20 protein-coding genes and 1 pseudogene are annotated in these 17,680 nt (G+C 57.3%); 17 read left to right on the top strand and 4 right to left on the bottom strand.

The window, feature by feature from the left end:
* Positions 1–206 precede the first annotated feature (206 nt).
* From KW846_RS20700 to KW846_RS20685, 4 genes are all read right to left on the bottom strand, one after another.
* Positions 207–662 carry a YeeE/YedE family protein gene (locus tag KW846_RS20700; protein ID WP_218484786.1) on the bottom strand — a complete coding sequence of 152 codons (456 nt, stop codon included), beginning with the start codon at positions 660–662 and terminating at the stop codon, positions 207–209.
* Positions 663–664: 2 nt separating this feature from the next.
* Positions 665–1,099: a YeeE/YedE family protein gene (locus KW846_RS20695; protein WP_218484784.1), complete on the bottom strand. Its 435-nt coding sequence runs from the start codon at positions 1,097–1,099 to the stop codon at positions 665–667.
* A gap of 51 nt (positions 1,100–1,150) precedes the next feature.
* Entirely contained in the window at positions 1,151–1,549 is a 399-nt protein-coding gene (locus tag KW846_RS20690; RefSeq protein ID WP_218484782.1) for a hypothetical protein, read from the bottom strand.
* A gap of 99 nt (positions 1,550–1,648) precedes the next feature.
* A complete protein-coding gene (locus KW846_RS20685) occupies positions 1,649–2,044 on the bottom strand; it encodes a hypothetical protein (protein ID WP_218484780.1) in 396 nt (131 codons plus the stop codon).
* A gap of 629 nt (positions 2,045–2,673) precedes the next feature.
* Here KW846_RS20685 and KW846_RS20680 point away from each other — a divergent pair.
* The 17 genes and pseudogenes from KW846_RS20680 to KW846_RS20600 all read left to right on the top strand — a co-directional run.
* Positions 2,674–3,591, top strand: a complete 918-nt coding sequence (locus KW846_RS20680; protein ID WP_007987865.1) for an NAD(P)-dependent oxidoreductase — start codon at positions 2,674–2,676, stop codon at positions 3,589–3,591.
* Positions 3,585–3,899, top strand: a complete 315-nt coding sequence (locus KW846_RS20675) for an NIPSNAP family protein (RefSeq protein WP_007938251.1) — start codon at positions 3,585–3,587, stop codon at positions 3,897–3,899. The genes KW846_RS20680 and KW846_RS20675 overlap by 7 nt, the downstream gene beginning before the upstream one ends.
* A 15-nt stretch (positions 3,900–3,914) precedes the next feature.
* Entirely contained in the window at positions 3,915–4,847 is a 933-nt protein-coding gene (locus KW846_RS20670) for a VOC family protein (protein WP_108228828.1), read from the top strand.
* The gene (locus tag KW846_RS20665) at positions 4,840–5,217 is read left to right on the top strand and encodes a YciI family protein (RefSeq protein ID WP_008045481.1); all 378 of its coding nucleotides are present in this window, start codon (positions 4,840–4,842) and stop codon (positions 5,215–5,217) included. Before KW846_RS20670 ends, KW846_RS20665 begins: the two co-directional genes overlap by 8 nt.
* A 10-nt stretch (positions 5,218–5,227) precedes the next feature.
* The gene (locus KW846_RS20660; RefSeq protein ID WP_218484778.1) at positions 5,228–6,181 is read left to right on the top strand and encodes a fumarylacetoacetate hydrolase family protein; all 954 of its coding nucleotides are present in this window, start codon (positions 5,228–5,230) and stop codon (positions 6,179–6,181) included.
* 184 nt (positions 6,182–6,365) lie between these two features.
* Positions 6,366–7,313, top strand: coding sequence for a transporter (locus KW846_RS20655; protein ID WP_218484776.1), 948 nt, complete (start codon positions 6,366–6,368; stop codon positions 7,311–7,313).
* A gap of 86 nt (positions 7,314–7,399) precedes the next feature.
* Entirely contained in the window at positions 7,400–8,635 is a 1,236-nt protein-coding gene (locus tag KW846_RS20650; RefSeq protein WP_218484775.1) for an MFS transporter, read from the top strand.
* 190 nt (positions 8,636–8,825) lie between these two features.
* A complete protein-coding gene (locus tag KW846_RS20645; protein ID WP_218484772.1) occupies positions 8,826–9,689 on the top strand; it encodes a VOC family protein in 864 nt (287 codons plus the stop codon).
* Positions 9,686–10,390 (top strand): class II aldolase/adducin family protein, encoded by a 705-nt coding sequence (locus tag KW846_RS20640; RefSeq protein ID WP_218484770.1) that lies wholly within the window; start codon positions 9,686–9,688, stop codon positions 10,388–10,390. The genes KW846_RS20645 and KW846_RS20640 overlap by 4 nt, the downstream gene beginning before the upstream one ends.
* Before the next feature lie 18 nt (positions 10,391–10,408).
* Positions 10,409–11,869 carry a 2-hydroxymuconic semialdehyde dehydrogenase gene (locus KW846_RS20635; RefSeq protein WP_218484768.1) on the top strand — a complete coding sequence of 487 codons (1,461 nt, stop codon included), beginning with the start codon at positions 10,409–10,411 and terminating at the stop codon, positions 11,867–11,869.
* A gap of 10 nt (positions 11,870–11,879) precedes the next feature.
* Entirely contained in the window at positions 11,880–12,662 is a 783-nt protein-coding gene (dmpE, locus tag KW846_RS20630; protein ID WP_218484766.1) for a 2-oxopent-4-enoate hydratase, read from the top strand.
* Between the two features lie 11 nt (positions 12,663–12,673).
* Positions 12,674–13,477, top strand: a complete 804-nt coding sequence (gene dmpH, locus KW846_RS20625) for a 2-oxo-3-hexenedioate decarboxylase (RefSeq protein WP_007971591.1) — start codon at positions 12,674–12,676, stop codon at positions 13,475–13,477.
* Positions 13,478–13,493: 16 nt separating this feature from the next.
* Entirely contained in the window at positions 13,494–13,694 is a 201-nt protein-coding gene (locus tag KW846_RS20620) for a 2-hydroxymuconate tautomerase family protein (RefSeq protein WP_007971593.1), read from the top strand.
* A gap of 35 nt (positions 13,695–13,729) precedes the next feature.
* Complete coding sequence (locus tag KW846_RS20615) at positions 13,730–14,668, top strand: acetaldehyde dehydrogenase (acetylating) (RefSeq protein WP_218484763.1); 939 nt, start codon at positions 13,730–13,732, stop codon at positions 14,666–14,668.
* A gap of 10 nt (positions 14,669–14,678) precedes the next feature.
* Positions 14,679–15,698: a 4-hydroxy-2-oxovalerate aldolase gene (dmpG, locus tag KW846_RS20610; protein WP_095966101.1), complete on the top strand. Its 1,020-nt coding sequence runs from the start codon at positions 14,679–14,681 to the stop codon at positions 15,696–15,698.
* Positions 15,699–15,871: 173 nt separating this feature from the next.
* On the top strand, positions 15,872–17,515 hold the full coding sequence (locus KW846_RS20605) for an acetolactate synthase large subunit (RefSeq protein ID WP_218484761.1): 1,644 nt from the start codon (positions 15,872–15,874) through the stop codon (positions 17,513–17,515).
* A gap of 39 nt (positions 17,516–17,554) precedes the next feature.
* Positions 17,555–17,680, top strand: a pseudogene (locus KW846_RS20600) (aldehyde dehydrogenase); the annotation flags it as partial.

The following is a 17,680-nucleotide window of genomic DNA, read 5'->3' as shown; positions in this document are numbered from 1 at the left end:
TAACTCCGTATCAGTCTAAATCGCGGCGCACGCCAATATTCCATCGACGAACAGCTTGTTAGGACTCGGAGGCGCGCGAAAGTTGTGACCGAATATCGGAAGCACGTCAAAAAACAGATATTACTGATCAGTGGTCTGAACGATCTTTTATGGAAACAACTTTATTTTGACTCTCGCCTTGGTCAGTGCGTCCTCCCAGATAAAATTCAGGTGGCTTTACCCACGGAAATTGGAGCCGACGACCCACGACGGTTTTGTCGCTCAAACCATTCGAATAGCGCCATGCCGGCCAGCATGGCCACGACAATCACCGCGCCCTTGAAAATGCCCGAGCCCAACAGCACCAGAGCGGGGCCCGGGCAAATCCCGGCCAATCCCCAACCGACCCCAAATAGCAGGCTGCCGATGATCAGGCGTCGGTCGAAGTGTCGAGCTGTTGGCAGATTCATCGGCAAGCCAAGCAGTGATCGCGTTCGCTTTCTTGCCACCCAAAAGCCCAGGGTAGCCACGGCAATGGCACCGGCCATGACGAATGCCAGCGAGGGGTCCCACGCCCCGGTCAAATCCAGGAACCCCAGCACTTTGGCGGGATTTGTCATGCCTGAAACCAGCAAACCGACCCCAAATATGAGCCCGCAAATCCAGGCGAAGAAGAGTGCCATGATCAATTCCATCCCAGAAGGTGGCGAACCACAAAGACGGTGACAAACCCGGCACTCATGAACACTGCAGTCGCCACCCCTGAACGCGGCGACAAGCGCGACAGGCCGCAGACGCCGTGACCGCTGGTGCAGCCAGCCCCATAGCGTGTGCCAATGCCGACCAATATGCCGGCGACGATCAATAGCGGATAACCGGCATCGATCTGCAACGTAGGCAGTGGTGCATTCAGGCGGTAAAGCAGCGGAGCCATGAGCAGCCCCAGTACAAAAGCTATGCGCCACGCGACATCACCAGCCAACGGGCGCAGTAAACCGCCGACAATGCCACTGATGCCGGCGATGCGCCCATTAAACAGCACGAACAGGGTAGCGGCAGTGCCTATCAACAGGCCGCCAATCAGAGCGCTCAGCGGTGTGAAATGGTTCAGATCGATCATGGCGACCACCTATCGTAAACCGTCGCTACATTGTCTACAGACTTGTGCGCATCACTTGCTCATCGGCATGTTCATCATGCTCGTTTGCTGATCCATCATTTTCATCATCATGTTCATCATTCCCATCTCCATGCCGTCTTTGTTGCCGTCCATGCCCATGCCATGACAGTTCTTATGCATCATGGCCATGCTGTCCTTCATCGTCTTCATGCTCTCCTGCATGGCGGCGTGTCGCTCGGCAGGGGTCTTGGCTGCGGCTGCCTTGTCGTGTGCAGCCTGCATTTTTTGCATTTGCTCGGTCATGACATTGTTTGGCATCGGCGTAGCTGTTTCGCTCGTCTGGCCGGGCGCGGTCTGCCCTTGCTCAGGGTGATGCTCGTCGACTGCCGAGGCGATGAGTGGGCTGCTGATCAGCAGGGTGGCGAGGATAATTTTCAGTGAGGCATGCATGGCAATCTCCAAAGGGTGAGGACAACTCAGGTAACACCAGGCCGCACCAGATTGGCGCAGTCAGACAATGCGCCGAAGATCGGCGCGCAAAAGGTCGGATTAATCGTTGAAACGGACGAAAATCAGGCGGGCAGGTGGTCTGCCCGGTACAGGGCGCCGTAATGCAAGAAAAGCAAAAGCGGAGGGATTGGCGGGAAACAAAATCAGCAGCGCAGGGATCAGTAATAGAAACGTCCAACTGAACAGATCAAATGTTTGAAGATGGAGCGAAGGACTTACAGCTATCGCCGCATCGGCGCAGTGCTGAAGGCAGCCCAGGGCATGGGCGTCGTGGCTCTCATGATCTTGAGCAGTGTTCAGCGAGACATGTGTTGTAGCCGGATTATGGCTTGGCTGTGCCAGACATCCCTGGGTCGCTGCCACACCAAACGCTAACAACCACAGCACGATGGCGAGGTGTATGAACGTTAGTTGACGATGGCGAAACCAGAACATGGAGAATCTCCGGTACTGATTAGCGGGTTTGATTTTTCAACATACAGCACATCGAAGTGTCACGGTTGATCCACGTCAGTTTATGCAGCCGGGTGTTGGCTCTTGTGATGTGGTGAAATGTAAGGTCTACGTTGACCATTTCAAAATAACATCTGGTTTAACAAGTGGGCCATGTCAGATGTTCACGATCAATTTAGATCATTGAAAGATAAAGTTTTCAAGATGCTAGGTTTTTGTAAGTTCACGATTAACTGTTCATGAGGAAGGCATTGACCTGGATGAATTTGCCCTGAATACCGCGGTTCGCGGCTGCTATAGGGGCGCCATAACCGATCTTGCGCTGGACGTAAAACCTGAACCAGCGTGAGCTGCACAGCAACCACGCTCGCCAACAAAACCACGCGTCCTAACCGGTCGCTCTTGGTCGATTGCTGCCTCCTCATGTGCGTCATTGCTTTCCAGTCTCCTGGCTGAGGCATCGAGTCCACGTCATCCCCCCCCTTTGTATAACGCTTGCTTCTACTTATTCATAACCCGAGCTATTTGCTCCAAAACCCGGCTGCGCCTAGGTTAGCGCCTAGCCGAGCTTCAAGCTTTGCGTAAAAGAACAACAACAAGAGAGGCGAAAAATGCCTGTGATAACCATCGGTATGGTGGGAATCGGCCAGCTTGGCCTTCCTATCGCAACCAACCTGCTTGCGGCCGGATTTCGCGTTGTCGGTTACCGACGTCGAGATCGCGAGGCCTTCATCCGTCAGGGTGGCATCGCGCTCGAAAGCCCAGCCGCCGTGGCGGCGCAATCAAACTTCATCCTCACTTGCCTGCCCAGCGAAGTGGCCCACATGGAAATCATGGAGGGGCCTGATGGCCTGCTTCAGTCCATAGGGCCGCAGCACACGCTCATCGAGATCGGCACCTATCACAAAGCCTTCAAGCAACGAATGGCTCAGCGTATCGAACAACGTGGTGCACGGGTGTTGGAAGCGGAGGTCAGTGGTACTCCATCCATGGTTTCCCTACGCAAGGCTTCCTTGTTTCTGGGCGGTGACCCTGACCTGGTGGAGCACTGCAAGCCTGTGCTCGATGCGATCGCCGACATCCAGTTCCACATCGGTGGGTTTGGGTGCGCGGTCGCGATGAAATTGATCGCCAACTATCTGGTGACTATTCACACCCTGGCCGCAGCCGAGGCGCTGAACCTTGGTGTTAAAGCAGGGTTCAGCGCACAGCAGGTGGTTGAGGTGATACGCCAAAGTGCGGGTGGCTCAACGATGTTCAGCGCAAGAGCACCGATTATGGCTGATCGTCATTTCCTACCGGCGCCAGGACCTTTCGCCACGCTGGAAAAGTACATCGACATGGCCAGTGAGCTGTCCGAGGAACTCGGTAGCGCCGCGCCTTTGTTCAATGCCGCCAAGCCCTACTTTCTAAGGGCTATCGAAGAAGGCATTGGCGAAGAAGATATCTCGGCAGTGATCAAGTTGATCGAAGCCGACTCCCAGGCCGACTCCCAGGCACCTTCCAAAAAAGAGAAAACAACATGCTGATTGAACAACGTACCTATCAACTCAAGCCTGGCGCGCTGCACGAATTCCTGCGTGCTTACGAGGAGGAGGGGCTGCCACTTCAGGGCGAGGCACTGGGCAATTTGATCGGGTATTTCAAGCCGGAAACGGGGGACATCAATCGGGTCATTCAGTTGTGGGGATATTCCAGCTACGAGGACCGAGCCCAACGCCGCGCGGCGCTGTCCAGCGATCCAAGATGGCGTACGTTCCTTGGTAAGAACGGTCATCTGGTGGTTGCCCAGCAGGTTGAGCTGTTGAGCGCCGCACCCTTTTCCCCTATTCGTTAAGTAGGAGCATCCAAGATGATTCGTTCTCTACAACACGTAGGCGTGACTGTTCCGGATCTGGAAGTGGGTCGCTCCTTCTACGAAGCTGTCGGGCTCGAAGCCCGCATGGCAGGTGAGCATTTGGTGTTGCGCTGCAAAGGGCGCGCCCAGGATCAAGTGCGACTGATGCCCGGCACCACAAAGCGCCTGAGTTATGTCTCGTTTGGTACCGATGCTGAGGGCTTGCAGACTATTCGAGAAAGCCTCAGCTACCACGGTGTGGTTATCCATCCAGCACCGTTTGATATCGGGCAAGACGGATTGTGGTTTCGTGATCCGTCCGGCGATTGGGTTCACGTCACTGACGCCGACTCCATGCCGTTAGCTCCTTTGCCGACACCAGAGTCGAACACCCCGGGCCGTTACCGCCGCATCGGTCAGCGCGGCTGCACACCGTCCTCGAAGTTGCGTCGAGTGACGCCGTTGCGCTTGGGTCACTTGATCAAATTCACCCCCGATGTGGATCGTTCGATTGATTTCTATACCCGGGTGCTAGGGATGAAAGTCTCTGATCGCGCGGGGGACAAGATCGCCTTTCTACGGTGTGGCTGTGGCGGTGATCACCATGTACTTGGCCTGGCCAAGAGCAGCCATAGCGGTCTGCATCATCTCAGTTTTGAGGTGATGGGTATTGATGAGATCGAATTGGGCGCTCAACACCTGATGAGCCTGGGCTACGAAAGCGCTTTTGGCCTTGGACGACATGTGGCCGGCTCCAACTACTTTCATTACGTCCGCGACCCTTGGGACAGCATGGTCGAATACTTCTGGGACATCGATGTCATTCCCGAAGATGACAGCGAATGGCTGGCTATCGACGGGGCACCACCAGACTTGATCGCCGTGTGGGCAACCAATCCGCCGCCTGAAGCGTTCATTCAAAACTTCGAGGCGGCGCGTGATGAGTGATAGCTCTACGACCAAGGAACTGCTGGCAGGGATGTTGAACAAGCCGCTGTTCGTGGTCATGCGTACGCCACGGGATCTGACCCGCGTACCAGAGCTGCTGGACGCCCACTTGAAGTGGGCGATTCTGGCGCAACAACGCGGCGAGTTATTCGCTTCCGGGCCCTTTGTCTCGGATCAGACTTTCCCTGGTGAGCTAGGGGGCATGAGCATTCTGCGGGCGGCGGATCAGGCCGAAGCGCTGCGCATTGTCCGGTCAGATCCCTTTATTGCCCACGGTGTTTATGACGTAGAGGTACGCAAATGGCTGCTCATGGAAGGCGGCCTCACGCTTCACGTCAGTTTTTCCAACCAACGCTTTTCGCTCCTGTGATGGTGGTCCCATGAAGTATCAGCTTTTCACCTATCGGACGGATGTCCAGTCAAACGCAACCGGCCTGCTTGTTGGCGAATACGCCTATGATCTTGGTCAGCTTGTGGCCAAGACCGGCCTTGAGTTGCCAGCAGTTACCGTCGATGCATTGCTTGAGTGCTGGGGGGCGTCCAATCCGCAGCTGCAAAAGCTTGCAATGGCAGTGTTTGAAGCGCCAGCGCTCTATGAGTCGCAGCGGCTTGATCTTGCCACGTTGCACTTTGCTCCGTTTCTGGAACGTCCAGGCACGATCTATTGCGCGGGAGCAAACTATCGTGACCATGTCGAAGCCATGGCCCGTGCGTTCAACATGAAACTGTCGCTGGATCCGCGCAGCGAGGGCATTGCTCCCTGGCATTTCATCAAGCCCGGCCGCGGCAGTCTGGTCGCCCACAAGCAAGCGGTGGACTTTCCGGAAGGTGTCCGCATGCTCGATTGGGAAGCCGAGTTGGCGGTGGTGATTGGCAAGCGAGCGTCGCGTGTCTCCATTGAAGAAGCGCTCGACTACGTGGCAGGTTACACCTGCGCCAATGACCTGTCGGCGCGTGATCGACTGCGTCGCGAGCAAGTCGATCCCAGCTCGCCGTTTCGCTTCGACTGGATTGGCCACAAATGCTTCACGGGTTCTTGCCCGCTGGGCCCGTACCTGACGCCGGCACAATTTGTCAAAGATCCCGAGAACCTGGATATCAAGCTGTCGAGGAACGGCGCGTGGGTACAGGACTCCAATACCCGCAACCATATGTACGGCGTTGCAGAGCAGATTTCCTATCTGAGCCAGACCATCGATCTGTTTCCCGGTGATGTTCTGTTGACGGGAACACCGGCAGGCGTGGGCATGGAAAGCCACACATTCCTGGACCGCGGCGATGTATTGAAAGTCTGCATCGAAGGGCTCGGCGAGCTGGAAACCACTATTCGGTAACACCTTGCTGAAGGCCGGGCAATCAATGCCCGGCCGTTGAATAACTCAACTGTTTGCAGCGTCCGGACAAATGACGGTGTGCATCGTTGCGCCTGAAATTTGCCAGTCGCTTTTAACTAACGCCAGCACTGAAAGCTGCAAAAAAACTCTCCTCCGTCATACAAAAATAACAATGGAACATGAGATGAGCACACCAAGATCACATAGCCAGTGCGCGACAAGCGCCTGGATCAGTACCCTCTGCATCGGCCTTCTGTGCGTTCCGCTTGCCCAGGCAACTGAGGGCGGCGGAAGTTCATACCCACTGGGTGTGAATACGGTCGGCGCGGGAAAGATGCCACCGCCAGGCTTTACCGAGTTCTTCTACTTGTCCGACTACAGTGCGAACAAGACGCTGGACGGCGATGGCGATAAAAAACCAGGTATTCACAACTTTGACCTTGATATACAGGCACTGTCGATCCGGGTGGATTACGTCTATCAGGACTTCTCGATACTGGGTGCCAAGCTGGCCAGTCGCATTGCGTTGCCCTTGGTCAAGGGCGACATCAGCTTTGATGTCGATACACCAGCAGGGCGCGTTCATCGCAGCGACCACCAAGAAGGCATCGGCGATCTGACGGTGGTTCCTTTTGTATTGGGGTGGAGCTCGCCACGGTACCACCAGCTACTCGGTCTGGATGTGTTTGTGCCCGTCGGGGACTACGACAAGGATCATCTTTTCAACCCTGGTCGAAACACATGGGCCTACGGGCCTTGGTATTCCTTTACCGCCTATCCGCTGGAGAACCTGGAGGTGAGCGCCAAGCTCATCTACATGATCAATGGCGAGAACTCCGATACTCACTATCGCTCCGGCCATGAGTTCAACGCCGACTACAACATCGGCTACAACATCACTCGCGAATGGCAAGTGGGCGTGAACGGCTACCTGTACAAGCAGCTCACCGATGATGAGAAGAATGGCGAGACCTACCTGGATGGTAACCGTGGCCAAGTCGCCGCAATCGGCCCCGCGATCAAATACCAGACCCCGGCAATCGGGTTTGTCATGAAATGGCAGCACGAAACGCTGGTCGAGAACCGAGCCGAAGGCGATCGCATCTGGCTGCAGGCCGTTTACCGATTCTGAACGTTGCGTCCTTCATGGGGAGCCACAAACAACGTGGCGTCCCTGGAACGAACATCACTATCCAATAAATAGAAACAGGTGAAATCGTGACTGGAATATCCAAGTGGCACGTACTGATCGGTGGATTTATCGCCTACCTTTTTGATGCAATGGAGATCATTCTGTTAACGCTCGCGCTGCCCGTTATCCGCCAGGATCTGGGTTTCAGCCTCCATGAGGTGGGGGCGCTGGCTAGCGCTACATTGCTGGGGATTGGTGTGAGCGGTGTTGCCACAGGCTGGTACTCCGACAACTTCGGCCGGCGCAACGCACTGATTGCATCGCTGGCGATCTTCGGTGCGCTGACCTGTGTATTTGCATTCGCTCATGACCTCTACGTAATGGCGGGCCTGAGGTTTCTCTCTGGCCTTGGGCTTGGCGGGGTATGGACGATCCTATCGGCTTATATCGTTGAAACGTGGCCGCCCAAGCAGCGCGCCAGAGCCATATCCTTCGTGATCAGTGCCTTCCCGGTTGGCGCCATCGCCGCTGCCCTGGCGGCAAAGTTCATGCTGCCGGAATGGCGTTTGATGTTTTTCGTGTCCGGCGCCTCGGTGATACTGCCGATTATTTATGTGTATTTCCTGATTCCGGAATCTCCGGCCTGGAAGGCTCAACGCGATACTCAGGGCACCACTGCGCAGCGGATATCCGTCAGCGAGATTTTTTCGCCTGAGCTACTTCGTTACACCCTGCTGGGGTCTCTTGCGGCCAGTTTTGCGCTGCTTGGTTCCTGGGGCGTCAGCACGTGGCTGCCCACCTACCTGATACAGGACCGTGGCTTGAGTCTGGCGTCGATGACCAGCTTTATGGCGGTACTCCATCTCGGGAATTTCTTTGGCCTGAACGTATTCGGCTTCATCGCCGATCGCATTGGCAAGCGGCTTACGATTGTCATATCGCTGTTACTCACATCAACGATGGCGCTGGTCTATGTCTATACCACTCAGACTCAATCGCTGATCTGGATAGGGGCGGGGTACGCATTTTTCATGGTGTTCGCAGGGTTGTTCGGTTCTTACTTCAGCGAGATGTATCCCATCCGGGTGCGAACGCTGGGGGCGGGCTTCTGTTTCAACATGGGCCGAGGGTTGGCGGCTTTTGCCCCCGTGCTGCTCAGTGGCATTGCCAGCTTTTATAGCCTGGCGGCGGGACTGATGGTGTGCGCCGGGTTCTACGTCATCTCTGCATTATTTGTGATCTCCATGCCAAGGAATAAAACAGTTTGCGAGGTGAGTACGCAGGCAGGCACTGCAGACATTGGAAAGCAGGCCATCGGTTGATCTGATTCGTTGGTTCCAATGCCTCGTATCCACGGATACGGGGCATTTTTTTTGCCCCAAAAAACTGTCTGCAGAGGGTTATACGCTTATAAATTTTTCAGATAGTGCGAATAACTAATATTTGCTTCTTTTATTTATATGGCGACGGGAAGATGAGTCCCAGACAACAATAAATAAGAGGACATCCCTCATGATCAACCTGCATGACATTCGGTATATACGGCTGGGCACCGCAAATCTGGACGAGGCACGTCGTTATGCCACTCAGATCCTTGGGTTGCAGATTGCCCGAGAAGCCAACGGCGCGGTGTACTTCCGATCGGACAGCCGAGACCATACGCTCTGCTATTACGAGGGCGATCCGCAAGAAACCACAACAGCGTTCGAAGTAAGGACTGCCCAAGACCTCGAGGACGCGGCAGTCTTGCTGGAGCGTAATGAATTCAGCGTGCAGCATGGGTCGCGTGCAGACACTGAAGTGCGCTATGTAGACGACTTCATTCGCTTCAAGGATCCCAGCGGCAACAACATTGAGCTGGTCTTGCGTCCCCAGGCAAGCGGGCGACGCTATTTTCCGAGTCGTGATGCCGGTATCACCGGTTTCAGCCACATTGGCTTGCGCACCATGAATGCCCGGCGTGATGAACTGTTCTGGACTCAGCTGGCAAACGCCAGGGTCAGTGACCGAATTGGCGAGGCGCCGCTGCTGCGCATTGATGAGGTCCATCACAAGATCGCCTTGTTCCCTTCGTCCCACCCCGGTGTGCAACACATCAACCACCAGGTCGAGTCCGTCGATGACTTGATGCGTGCCTATTACTTCCTGGTTGAGCGGGGCATACGCATCCTCTTTGGTCCGGGCCGCCACCCCACCTCGGGCGCGATGTTCCTCTACTTCGAGGGACCTGACGGCATGACCTACGAATACTCGACAGGGGTCAGCCTGATCTCTCCAGAAAATGATGCAACCCACCAACCTCGGCAGTTTCCGGCGGAGGGTGCGGGATTCTGCGCGTGGGGTGCGAAGCCCGACATTCCGGAGTTCAAATCGTGAGTCAATTTCCAACTCCCAGCCGCGATCAGCAATCGCAAGTGCGCGTGGCCGCGCGGGCCTTGGCCCGCGCTGGTTTAGTGCATGCCTACGGGCACTGCAGCCTGCGCCTGGATGAGGAGCACTTTCTGGTATGCGCCGCACAACCGATGGGTTTGATCCAGCCGGGCGAGCCAGGAATCGTGGTACCGGTCAAAGGTGAGTTGCCCGACGGCGTGCTGGGTGAGGTTCGTATCCACCAGCAAATATATCGTCGGCGCCCAGACGTCCACGCCGTGATCCGAAGCATGCCTGCCCAGGTCATGACCCTGTCATGCGCAAGGCTCACACCTCAACCGCGCCATGGCATGGGCAGCTACTTTCAGCAGCCAATCCCGCTGTGGGACGACCCGCAACTGCTGCGCAGCGACGAGCAAGCCAGCGCCTTGGCCAATCAATTAGGGCAGGGGAATGCGCTGGTCATGCGTGGCAACGGCGCCATCGTCGTTGGCGCGTCACTGATCGAAGCGTTGACGCTGACCTGGTATCTGGAAGACGCCGCGCGGATTGAGTTGCAACTGCACAGCGCAGGTCTTGCCACCCAAGGGCCGGTACTCGACCCACAGGCCTGCGCGCGACGGGCTGTCACCAGCGGCCGAATTTACGAACGTATGTGGGAATACCTGACGGCGGGTGATCCCGAAGCCAGCGCTCCAGCCAACTAGAAAAAGAAGGAACACCTTATGCCTGCTAAAGAATTCCGCCATTTCATCAATGGTGAATGGGTGAGTAGCACCCGTACCTTCGAAAACCGCAACCCGGCCGATAACAGCCTGATCGGCTTGGTGCATGAAGCCGGCAAGGCTGAGGTCGACGCCGCCGTGCGAGCTGCGCAAGCTGCATTGAAAGGCCCTTGGGGCAGCATGACTGTCGCCCAGCGAACGGCTCTGTTGCACAAAGTGGCGGAGGGCATCGAACGTCGCCATGAAGAGTTTGTGGCTGCGGAAGTGGCCGATACCGGCAAACCCCGAGCACTCGCCGGGCACTTGGACATTCCCCGTGGCGCGGCCAACTTCAAGGTGTTCGCCGACCTGATCAAGAATGTGCCGACTGAAAGCTTCGTGATGGACACCCCTGACGGTGGCAAGGCGGTGAACTATAGCGTGCGAGCACCGCGTGGAGTCATCGCCGTTGTTTGTCCATGGAATCTGCCGCTGTTGCTGATGACTTGGAAGGTCGGGCCAGCCTTGGCCTGTGGCAATACTGTCGTGGTCAAACCCTCCGAAGAGACCCCGGCCACCGCCACGCTGCTCGCCGAAGTCATGAATGAAGCCGGTGTGCCACCGGGTGTGTACAACGTGGTGCATGGTTTCGGCGGTGACTCGGCCGGTGCCTTCCTCACCGCTCACCCAGAGGTCAATGGTGTCACCTTCACCGGTGAAACCGGCACGGGCGAGATCATCATGAAGGCCGCAGCCAAGGGTATCCGCCCGGTATCGCTGGAACTGGGCGGCAAGAACGCAGGCATCGTTTTTGCCGATGCGGACCTGGAAAAAGCCGTCAAAGGACTGGGGCGCGCCGTGTTCGAGAACAGTGGCCAGGTCTGCCTGGGTACCGAGCGCATCTACGTCCAACGTCCGCTGTTCGAGCGTTTTGTCGCTGCGTTCAAGGCCCACGCCGAAGGCATCAAGGTGGGTGACCCGAACCAGCACGACAGCACCATGGGACCGGTGATCTCGCTCGGTCACCGCGAAAAAATTCTCTCTTACTGCCGTCAGGCTGTCGCCGACGGTGCCACCGTGGTCCACGGCGGCGGCATCGCCCAGGTGCCGGATCATTTGGCCGAAGGCGCTTGGTTCGAGCCGACGATCTGGACCGGCCTTGCGGAAACCTCGGCCGTGGTGCGCGAGGAAATCTTCGGTCCGGTTTGCCACATCGCCCCCTTTGATACCGAAGAAGAAGTCGTCCGCCTCGCTAACGACACACCCTATGGCTTGGCCGCCAGTGTGTGGACTAGCAACCTGCAGGTCGCCCATCGTCTGGGCAGTGCACTGGACGTGGGTGTTTGCTGGATCAACTCGTGGTTTCTGCGCGATCTGCGTACCGCTTTCGGCGGTGCCAAGCAGTCGGGTATCGGTCGTGAGGGGGGCGTGCATTCGCTTGAGTTCTACACCGAGCTGCGCAACGTCTGCGTGCGGCTGTAAGGAGCTATTCATGAATAAGCAAGAGATTAACGTTCTCGGCCACCAACTGCACCAGGCCCTCTGCAATTGCGAGGCTCTGGCACCGTTGACTGACACTTATCCGGATATGACCCTGGAGCAGGCCTATCAGGTGCAGCTGTCGATGATTCAGCGACGTCTTGACGATGGCCAAAGGATCATTGGAAAAAAGATCGGGGTCACCAGCAAAGTGGTGATGGACATGCTCGGCGTCGATCAACCGGACTTCGGTCATCTGCTCTCGGACATGCTTTACGCCGATGGCGCCGCAATCGCCATCGACGGCTTGATCGCACCCAAGGCCGAAGGCGAAATCGCGTTCGTGCTCAAGGAAGACCTGCGTGGCCCGGGCATTACCGTCGCCGATGTGCTGCGCGCCACCGCCTATGTGATGCCGTGCTTCGAGATCGTCGATTCGCGCATCCGTGACTGGAAGATCCGCATCCAGGACACCGTCGCCGACAACGCCTCCGCCGGGGCTTTCGTCTTGGGCGGGCAGGGCGTGGCCCCGCGTGACGTGGACCTGGCTTGTGTCGGCATGACACTGGAAAAGAACGGTGAAGTGGTTGCCACTGGCGCCGGCGCTGCGGCCCTCGGCCACCCGGCGAATGCCGTGGCCTGGCTGGCCAACAAACTCGGCCAGCTTGGCATTGGCCTGAATAAGGGCGAAGTCATCCTCTCCGGTTCACTGGCGGCCATGGTGCCGGTCAAGGCCGGTGATCAATTGCGCATCAGCCTGGGCGGCATCGGCTCGGCCTCCGTTCGTTTCGATTGAAGGAAATCCTTATGAATCTCTCTGCAGCAACTATCGCCCAACTGGCCGAACACCTGGAAAACGCCGAGCTCAACCGCGAGGCGGTGGCCAAGATTACCGACGCCCACCCGGACATGGACTGGGAAGACGCCTACGCCATCCAGGACACCATTCGCCAACGCAAGGAGTCTCGCGGTGTACGTATCGCTGGCCTGAAAATGGGCCTGACCTCTTTCGCAAAAATGAAGCAAATGGGGGTCACTGACCCGATCCACGGCTTCCTTACGGACTACGGCTCTTGCCTGGACGGCGCGGCTATCGATGTTGACGGCTTGATCCATCCCAAGGTCGAGGCCGAGATCGCCTTTGTCCTCAAGCATCCGCTCAAGGGACCGGGCGTGCATGTTGGCGATGTATTGGCGGCTACCGATTTTATTTTGCCGGCAGTTGAAGTGATCGACTCGCGCTACGAGAACTTCCGCTTCGATCTCAAGAGCGTCATTGCCGACAACACCTCTTCGGCACGCTTCGTCACCGGCGGACAAATGAGTGGCGTGCAGGGCATTGACCTTAAATGCCTGGGTGTGGTGCTGGAAAAGAACGGCGAAGTAGTCGCCACCGGTGCCGGCGCCGCGGTGCTCGGGCACCCGGCGCAGAGCGTCGCCATGCTGGCCAACATGCTCGGTGCCAAGGGACGTGAACTGCCGGCGGGCTGCTTCATCATGACCGGTGGCATCACCGAGGCCATTGCCGTTGCTGCCGGGGACAACATCACCGTCCGCTACCAGCATCTGGGCAGCGTCTCCATGCGCTTCACTTCGTCCAGCCAGCGTTGATCCGGAGCTATCGACCATGCCTATCGCCATGATCCACCTCGCCGAAGGACGCAGTGAAGAGAAGAAGCATGCACTGTTGCTCAACGTCACCCAGGCCATCGCGCAAAGCCTCGATGTGCCCGTAGATAGCGTACGCGTGCTGCTTCAAGAGATTCCCGAAACCCAGTGGGCTGCGGGTGGCAAGACCCTTGCCGAACGCCGGCGTGGTAACGCCTGATCCCAGGCTGTATGCAACGACAGGACACAATAACAATGAGCAATCCAATCAGCGTCGCAATCATCGGCTCGGGCAACATCGGCACTGACCTGATGATCAAGATTTTGCGTCACGGCAAGCACCTGAAAATGGCCGCTATGGTCGGCATCGACCCGACCTCTGATGGTTTGGCCCGCGCCCAACGCATGGGCGTGGCGGTGACCCATGAAGGTGTTGAAGGCCTGACCCGCATGGACGAATTCAAGGACATCGATTTCGTCTTCGATGCCACCTCGGCTGGCGCCCACGTGAAGAATGACGCCTTCCTGCGCTCGATCAAACCCGGCATCCGTCTGATCGACCTGACACCTGCAGCCATCGGCCCGTATTGCGTGCCGGTGGTCAATCTGGAACAGAATCTCGGCCAACTCAACGTCAACATGGTCACCTGCGGTGGCCAGGCGACCATCCCCATGGTCGCAGCGGTATCACGCGTGGCCAAGGTGCACTACGCCGAAATCGTCGCCTCGATCGCCAGCAAGTCTGCGGGTCCCGGCACTCGTGCCAACATCGACGAATTCACCGAAACCACCTCCAAGGCTATCGAAGCGATCGGCGGCGCAGCCAAGGGCAAGGCGATCATCGTGATGAACCCGGCCGAACCGCCGCTGATGATGCGTGACACGGTGTTTGTGCTGTCCGAAGCCGCTGATCAGACACTGGTTGAGGCCTCCATCGAAGAGATGGCGGCCGCCGTACAGGCCTATGTGCCGGGCTATCGCCTCAAGCAAAAAGTCCAGTTCGACGTCATCTCTGAAGACGCACCACTGAATATACCGGGTCTTGGCAAGTTCTCCGGTCTCAAGACCTCAGTGTTCCTCGAAGTCGAAGGTGCCGCCCACTACCTGCCAGCCTATGCCGGCAACCTCGACATCATGACTTCCGCTGCCTTGGCCACCGCCGAGCGCATGGCGCAGTCGATGCTCAACGCCTGAGGAGACCGTCATGACTTTCAATCCCGGCAAAAAACTCTACATCTCCGACGTCACCCTGCGCGATGGCAGCCACGCTATTCGTCACCAGTATTCGCTGCAGAACGTGCAGGACATCGCCCGCGCCTTGGACAAAGCCAAGGTCGATTCGATCGAAGTGGCGCACGGTGATGGCCTGCAAGGGTCGAGTTTCAACTACGGCTTCGCAGCCCACACCGACCTGGAATGGATCGAAGCCGCCGCCGATGTGATCAGCCACGCCAAGATCACTACCTTGTTGTTGCCCGGCATCGGCACCGTGCATGACCTGAAAGCAGCCTACAACGCCGGTGCCCGGGTGGTGCGCATCGCCACTCATTGCACCGAGGCCGATGTGTCGAAACAGCACATCGAATATGCCCGCGAGCTGGGCATGGACACCGTCGGTTTCCTGATGATGAGCCACATGATTCCGGCCGAGCAGTTGGCTGCCCAAGCCAAGTTGATGGAGAGCTACGGTGCGACCTGCGTGTACATGGCCGACTCCGGTGGGGCGATGAACATGCAGGACATCCGCGAGCGTTTCCGTGCGTTCAAGGCGGTGCTCAAGCCGGAAACCGAAACCGGCATGCACGCCCACCACAACTTAAGCCTGGGCGTGGCCAACTCCATCGTCGCGGTGGAAGAGGGCTGTGACCGCATTGACGCCAGCCTGGCTGGCATGGGGGCGGGGGCGGGCAACGCGCCATTGGAGGTGTTCATCGCTGCCGCCGAGCGACTGGGCTGGAATCATGGCACCGACCTCTACACCTTGATGGATGCCGCCGATGACATCATCCGTCCGCTGCAGGACCGTCCGGTGCGGGTAGATCGCGAGACGCTGGCGCTGGGTTATGCAGGCGTTTACTCCAGCTTCCTGCGTCATGCCGAAGCGGCGGCCCAGCGCTATGGGTTGCGTACCGTCGACATCCTGGTCGAATTGGGACGGCGAAAAATGGTCGGTGGGCAAGAGGACATGATCGTCGATGTGGCGCTGGACCTGACACGACGTTGAGTTATCCACGCGTCCGCATAACACTCAAGAACACCAGCTTTACTGCACTTGCCGGTCGAAGCCCACGACGCTTTGCTGGCAAGTGCAGTGTTTTGGTTTCTGAATATCCATCGTAAGCGAATTGTCCAAGGTTGCACCTTAAGCACAGATACATGATTTTAGAGGAGAGTGAAATGCTCAAGGCTTCAGACGTCGTAGTGCAGTGCCTCGAGAATGAGGGCGTAGAGTTCGTGTTCGGGATTCCTGGTGAAGAGAACCTGGATTTACTTGAATCACTCAGGCGCTCCAACATCCGGCTCGTTCTCACTCGACATGAGCAATCGGCTGGTTTCATGGCGGCAACCTATGGCCGGTTAACCGGCAAAACGGGAGTCAGCTTATCGACCCTTGGCCCTGGCGCTACGAACCTGGTCACTGCTGGCGCCTATGCCTACTTGGGTGGAATGCCAATGCTCATGATTACCGGGCAGAAGCCAATCAAAAAGTCCAAGCAGGGCCGTTTCCAGATTCTTGATGTTGTTGGGATGATGCAACCGCTGACCAAGTACACCCACCAGTTGGCGTCCGCTGACAACATTCCCTCGCGTGTGCGTGAAGCCTTCCGCCTTGCTGAGGAAGAGAAGCCCGGAGCGGTTCATCTTGAACTTCCCGAGGACATCGCCGCGGAGCAGACCGAAAGCCGGCCAATTCCTCCGAGCCTGCATCGTCGCCCGCTGGCCGAACACAAGGCCATCGAGGCCGCAGTCGAGAAATTGCAGACAGCCCGTAGCCCGATCCTGGTGATTGGTGCCGGCGCCAATCGCAAGATGACTGCCAAGGTACTCAAGCAACTGATCGACAAGACCGGCATTCCTTTTGTCACCACTCAGATGGGCAAAGGTGTGGTAGATGAGCGTCATCCACGCTTCCTTGGCAATGCCGCACTGTCTTCCGGCGACTTCGTGCACCGTGCTGTCGAGGCGGCTGATCTGATCGTAAACATTGGCCACGACGTGATTGAGAAACCGCCATTTTTCATGGTCCGTGGCGGCACCGAAGTCATCCACATCAACTTCCGCTCCGCCGAGGTCGATCCGGTGTACTTCCCGCAGGTCGAAGTGATCGGCGATATCGCCAATGCTGTTTGGCAGATCGGCGAATCCTTGAATGACACTTCACACTGGGACTTCACCCGCCTTATGACGATCCGTGAATCCAACGAGGCCCAAGTGATCGAGGGCGCGGACGACAACCGTTTCCCGATCTACCCGCAGCGCTTTGTCGCCGACGTGCGTCGTGCCATGCCCTCCGAAGGCATCGTGGCTCTGGATAACGGCATCTACAAAATCTGGTTCGCGCGCAACTACAAGGCACATAAACCCAACACCGTACTGTTAGACAATGCCTTGGCAACGATGGGTGCGGGCCTGCCTTCGGCGATGGCTTCACATTTGGTCTATCCGGATCGTCCTGTGGTAGCTGTGTGCGGTGACGGCGGCTTCATGATGAACAGCCAGGAGCTGGAAACCGCCGTACGTTTGAAGATGAACCTGACGGTCATCATCCTACGCGATGATGGCTACGGCATGATCCGTTGGAAGCAGTCCAACATGGGGTTCACTGATTTTGGTCTGGACTACGGCAACCCGGATTTCGTCATGTATGCGCAAAGCTATGGCGCCAAGGGCCACCGGGTGGAAAGCGCCGAAGAATTCTTGCCGCTACTGCAGCGCTGCATCAGTGAGCCGGGTGTGCACGTTATCGATTGCCCGGTGGATTATTCCGAGAACGATTTCATTCTGAACCATGAGCTTAAAAGACGTAGCGCTCTGGTTTAAGCCAACGCTCGCCAACCCCCATTCAGAAAAGGAAACGTCATGCAGCTTAAAGACACCCAGTTGTTCCGCCAGCAAGCCTTCATCGATGGCGCGTGGGTTGATGCGGACAATGGTCAGACGATCAAGGTCAACAACCCGGCAACGGGCGAAATTCTGGGCACTGTG

This window comes from Pseudomonas sp. PDM32 (assembly GCF_019219225.1).
GTDB lineage: Bacteria > Pseudomonadota > Gammaproteobacteria > Pseudomonadales > Pseudomonadaceae > Aquipseudomonas > Aquipseudomonas laurylsulfatiphila.
This window is presented reverse-complemented; position numbering and strand designations above follow the sequence as displayed.